5 protein-coding genes are annotated in these 4159 nt (G+C 74.8%); 2 read left to right on the forward strand and 3 right to left on the reverse strand.

Features of this window, described 5'->3' with window-relative positions:
* Positions 1-256 (reverse strand): ArsR/SmtB family transcription factor (locus tag ACTUAL_RS06665; protein WP_440899633.1); only part of this gene is annotated, 256 nt, incomplete at its 3' end.
* 170 nt (positions 257-426) lie between these two features.
* On the opposite strand from ACTUAL_RS06665, the gene ACTUAL_RS06670 reads away from it, so the two are divergent.
* Together ACTUAL_RS06670 and ACTUAL_RS06675 are read left to right on the forward strand one after the other, a co-directional pair.
* Positions 427-1032, forward strand: a complete 606-nt coding sequence (locus tag ACTUAL_RS06670) for a hypothetical protein (RefSeq protein ID WP_440899634.1) — start codon at positions 427-429, stop codon at positions 1030-1032.
* An 826-nt stretch (positions 1033-1858) separates the two neighbouring features.
* Positions 1859-2362, forward strand: a complete 504-nt coding sequence (locus ACTUAL_RS06675) for a sunset domain-containing protein (RefSeq protein WP_440899635.1) — start codon at positions 1859-1861, stop codon at positions 2360-2362.
* A gap of 243 nt (positions 2363-2605) precedes the next feature.
* Here the strand turns inward: ACTUAL_RS06675 and ACTUAL_RS06680 are convergent, their stop codons facing one another.
* Both ACTUAL_RS06680 and ACTUAL_RS06685 read right to left on the reverse strand, forming a co-directional pair.
* Positions 2606-2893: a WhiB family transcriptional regulator gene (locus ACTUAL_RS06680; RefSeq protein ID WP_015800653.1), complete on the reverse strand. Its 288-nt coding sequence runs from the start codon at positions 2891-2893 to the stop codon at positions 2606-2608.
* A 58-nt stretch (positions 2894-2951) separates the two neighbouring features.
* Positions 2952-3803 carry a MerR family transcriptional regulator gene (locus tag ACTUAL_RS06685; protein WP_440899636.1) on the reverse strand — a complete coding sequence of 284 codons (852 nt, stop codon included), beginning with the start codon at positions 3801-3803 and terminating at the stop codon, positions 2952-2954.
* Positions 3804-4159 lie beyond the last annotated feature (356 nt).

Here is a 4159-nt window from a genome sequence, read left to right on the forward strand (position 1 = left end):
CGAACCGCGCCAGCCAGCCGTCCACCTCGCGCAGCGCCGTCCCGTCGATCTCGTAGAGGCGTTTCGTGCCTTCCGCGCGCACTCGCGCGAATCCGCTCTCCCTGAGCACCCGGAGGTGCTGGGAGACCGCGGGCTGGGAGATCCCGAACTCCGCGTTGATCACTTCCGCGAGCGATCCCGCCGTCCGCTCGCCGTCCGCGAGCAATTCCAGGATGCGTCGCCTGATCGGGTCACCAAGAACGTCGAGGGCGTGCACTGCCTCAGTATTTAGGTCGGGGCTTATATAAGTCAAGATTGAGTTACTGGAATTGTCGGTGGTCGGTGGCACTATCCCGAACAGGTGTTCGGATGTGGATCGGACGTGTTCGGAAGGAGCTGACGGCGATGCGCGTTCACCTCGATCCCCGGCAGTGGCCCGGCCGTGTCGTGCCCGAGACAGAGCACGAGATCGACACGGCTGTGGAAGGGCTGTGCCTGAGGGCGAACTGGGCCGACGCGGACCGCGCCGGGGTGCGCGCCGTGCTGGCGCCCTGGTTCGCGGACGGCTGGTGCGTCGACGCCGTGCTGACGGCCGTCGACCGCCGCCCCGACGGCGCCCGGCAGGGCCCGCCCCGGCGCCGCGACCAGGTGGCGCAGGACTTCCTGCGCGCCCGGCTGCGGACGTGGTGGCCCTCGGGCGAGCAGCGGTCGCGGCCACCGGTGGAGGGGATGAGCCTGGGCGCGTGGTGGCGGGTCAACCGCCGCAACGCGCGGCTCAACGCCCCGCGCCGGGTGCCGCACCTGACGGAGGAGGGCGTGCGCGCCCGCGAGGAGGCGGGGGAGCGGCTGCGCGACCGCTTCCGCGACCCGGTGGAGCGGGCGAGGGCGCGCGGGCGGCGCAACCGGGAGGCGCTCGACGCGCTGCTGGTGCCGGGCCTGGCGGTGCCGACCTTCGAGGACTCGCGACGGCTGCTCGCGGACATCCGGGTGCCCGCGCACCCGGTGTGCCAGCGCTGCGGGTGCCGGACGGTGGTGTACGAGCAAGCCGCTTGAAGGACGGAACCGGAGGCCGCTGGGGCCTGGCCGGGCGCGGTGGAGCAGCGGTCGCGGGAGGGCGAGGGTCCCGCGGCGGTGGCGCCGTCCGATCCGGGGCGGGAGCCGGTGGGTGGGCGCGGGGTGGAGCGGGCGCCTGTGGGCGGGCGCGAGGCGGAGCGGGAGCCTGTCGGCGGGCGCCGGTTGGAACGGGGGCCTGTGGGCGGGCGTGGAGCGGAGCGGGAGCCTGTCGGCGGGCGCGGGATGGAGCGGGAGCCCGTGGGCGGGCGCGAGGTGGCGGGCGGGCGTGAGCCTGGTCGCGAGGCGGGGCGTGAGGCGGCGGGCAGGCGTGAGCCGGGCCGTGAGGCGGTAGGTGGGCGCGAGCTTGGCCGTGAGGCCGGGCGTGATGCGGGTGGCGGGCGCGGGGTGGAGCGGGAGCCCGTGGGCGGGTGCGAGGTGGCGGGCGGGCGCGAGCTTGGCCGTGAGGCGGTGGGCGGGCGCGAGCCTGGTCGTGAGGCCGGGCGTGAGGCGGCGGGCGGGCGCGAGGCGGAGCCGGAGCGCGGGACCGGGAGCGGCGAGCGCTCCGGTGGTGCGGGGCAGGTGCCGGGGGGTGCGGGCTGACCAGGTGGGGGAGTCGCCCCTGGGGTCACTCCTTACGGTGAATTGGTCACCGATGTCCTGCGTCGACGCCGGGAGGCGGTGGAACTGCGGGTGCCCGCTCGGGTACTAAGCGTCGCGGGTAGTTCGCCGTCCGGCCCCCGAGCCGGCTCCCCGAGCCGAATTCCCCGACTCCGATCCCACCGGGCGCGTCCGACGGTCGTGCCCACCCGCCGTCGAGGAGTGCGCGGTGTTCTGGTTGTTCTTCGGCATCTGCGCCGTCGCGTTCACCGCGGGCGCCGTCCTGAGCTGGCTGCCGCTGCGGGCCACGATCCGCGACCTGCGGGCCGAGCTGCGCTCCAGGCCCGTCGTGGAGATCGACGAGGACGACTACGACGACGAGCCGGACGACTACGACGAGGACGAGATCCTCGACGCGGAGATCGACGAGGAGGACGAGGACGACCTCCCGGCCCCGCGCCCCGCGCCCGCCAGGGTGAGCGTGAAGGAGGTCCCCGCGCTGCCCGCCAGGGCCCCGCGCGCGCTGGAGATGCCGGGCAACAACGAGACCACCCAGGTCATCCCGCGCCAGGTCAGGGCCAACTCCCGGACCCGCGTCTTCCACACCCCGGACTCGCCGTACTTCGACCGGATGCGCGTCGACGTGGAGTTCTCCTCCATCGCCGAGGCCGAGGAAGCGGGCTACACCCGCTGGCGCCCGAAGGCCACCACCCCCACCCGCCCGGTGCTCTGAGGACCCGAGTCGCACCCGCCCGGTGCTCTGAGGACCCGAGCCGCACCCGCCCGGTGCTCTGTGAGGGTCCGAGCGCCGACGCCCCGAGCGCTCCGAGGCCTTTAGCGCTCCGAGGCCCCGAGCGCCCCGCGCTCTGGCCCCCGGTCGCCCGGTCGCGCTCAGGCGACGTCCGCGCCTGGCCACTGCTCGCGCTCAACCGCCGCCGACGCCCAGCGGCTGGCCGCGCTCGACCGCCGCCTGCGCTCAGGTGCGGCGGTGGCGGTCGGCGATCAGCCTGCGCAGCTCGCTCTCGCCGAGCCCGCCCCAGATGCCGTAGGTCTCCTCGACCTCCAGCGCGTGCTCGCGGCACTGCCTGCGCACCGGGCAGCGCCCGCAGATCTCCTTCGCGCGCGCCTCCCGGTTCTGCCGGGACGAGCCGCGCTCGTTCGGCGTGTGGAAGAACAGCGCGCTGTCCATGCCTCGGCACAGACCCTCCAGCTGCCAGTCCCAGGACTCGGCGACGGGCACGGGAAGTCGGGACAGCTCTGGCATGGGAACCACGCCTTCCGCAAAAAGGACCGGTGTTGACCAGGCCAACCCTAAATTCGATTCAGAATCGGTTCAAGCTGAGAATTGTGTCGATCGCCTCGTTTAGCGAGCCGACGAAGCGGGAACCGGCGGGCGCGCTCGTCCACCCCGGCCCCCCGACCAGCACGGTTCGTCCGGTTTCGACCAGTTCGGCGACGGGGGTCGCCTCGGCCTGCGCACCGGCGTGCGCCCACACCATCACCGTTACGGGTGACAGGAGGGCCGCGGCGTCGAGCACGGCGGTCGGGGGGACGCGCGCGCCGAGGTTCCGCGACGCGCACCCGCGCTCGGCCAGCGCGGCGGCCAGCACGTCCAGCGGCAGCGAGTGCTGCTCCTCCGGCGCGCACGCCAGCAGCACCGGCAGACGCGGCTGCTCGACGGCCTGCGCGTACATCGACAGCGCCCGCGAGATGCTGGCCGTCGCCAGGTGCTCGACCTCCACGCCGCGCGCGTCCGCCGCCGCCCGCTCGCCCGCCGCGACCAGGAACGGCACCAGCGCGCAGTCCCAGGCCCGCACCACGCCGTGCCGCTGGATCAGCTCGCCGACCAGCCGCACCATCAGCGGCGCGTCCAGCCTGGTCGCGGCCCGCGCGAACCCGCGCCGCTCGGCCGCCGTCACCTCCTCGGGGCGCTCGGGCGGCTCCTTCGCCCCGGCGGGCCCGGCGAGCGCCAGCGCGGCGGCCGACGCGGGCGCGACGCCCTGGCCGGTCAGCGCGACCATCCTGCGCAGCCGGTCCACGTCCTCGGCCGAGTACCGCCGGTGCTTGCCCTCCTCGCGGGTGCTCGGGCCGAGGCCGTACCGGCGGTCCCACGTGCGCAGGGTGGTGGGCGAGATCGCCAGCATCCTGGCCACCGCGCCTGGGCTCCACAGCACACCGCTATCCACAGATCACCGCCAGCACATCGGGTAGTGCAACGCTTCTGAAACGAAAATGGTAACGACTGCCCCGCGCACCGCCGGACAAGCGCGTCAGCAGGGCGAACGCGCTGGGCGGTTCGGGGCAGCACCACCTGCTCCCGAGCCGCACGCGGGCGCCGGGACCACCGGGCGGGTGGCGGGCCCGAAGGTGGGTTGACGGTGCGTGACAGGCGTCGCACCGAGCGTGCCTGGCGGGTGCGTCGGACCAGCGTGCGGCGGGCCGCCCGCCCTCCCCGTTCCGGGTGAACGCCCGCGCCGGGCGGCCCCCGGCGGCGGGTTCGGCGGCCGGAGAGGTTTCCGGGGACGCCGAA

It is taken from the genome of Actinosynnema sp. (assembly GCF_052038725.1).

Coding starts and splice junctions, on each gene's coding strand:
- ACTUAL_RS06680 (WP_015800653.1), bottom strand. CDS start 2,893: ATGCCAGAGCTGTCCCGACTTCCCGTGCCCGTCGCCGAGTCCTGGGAC.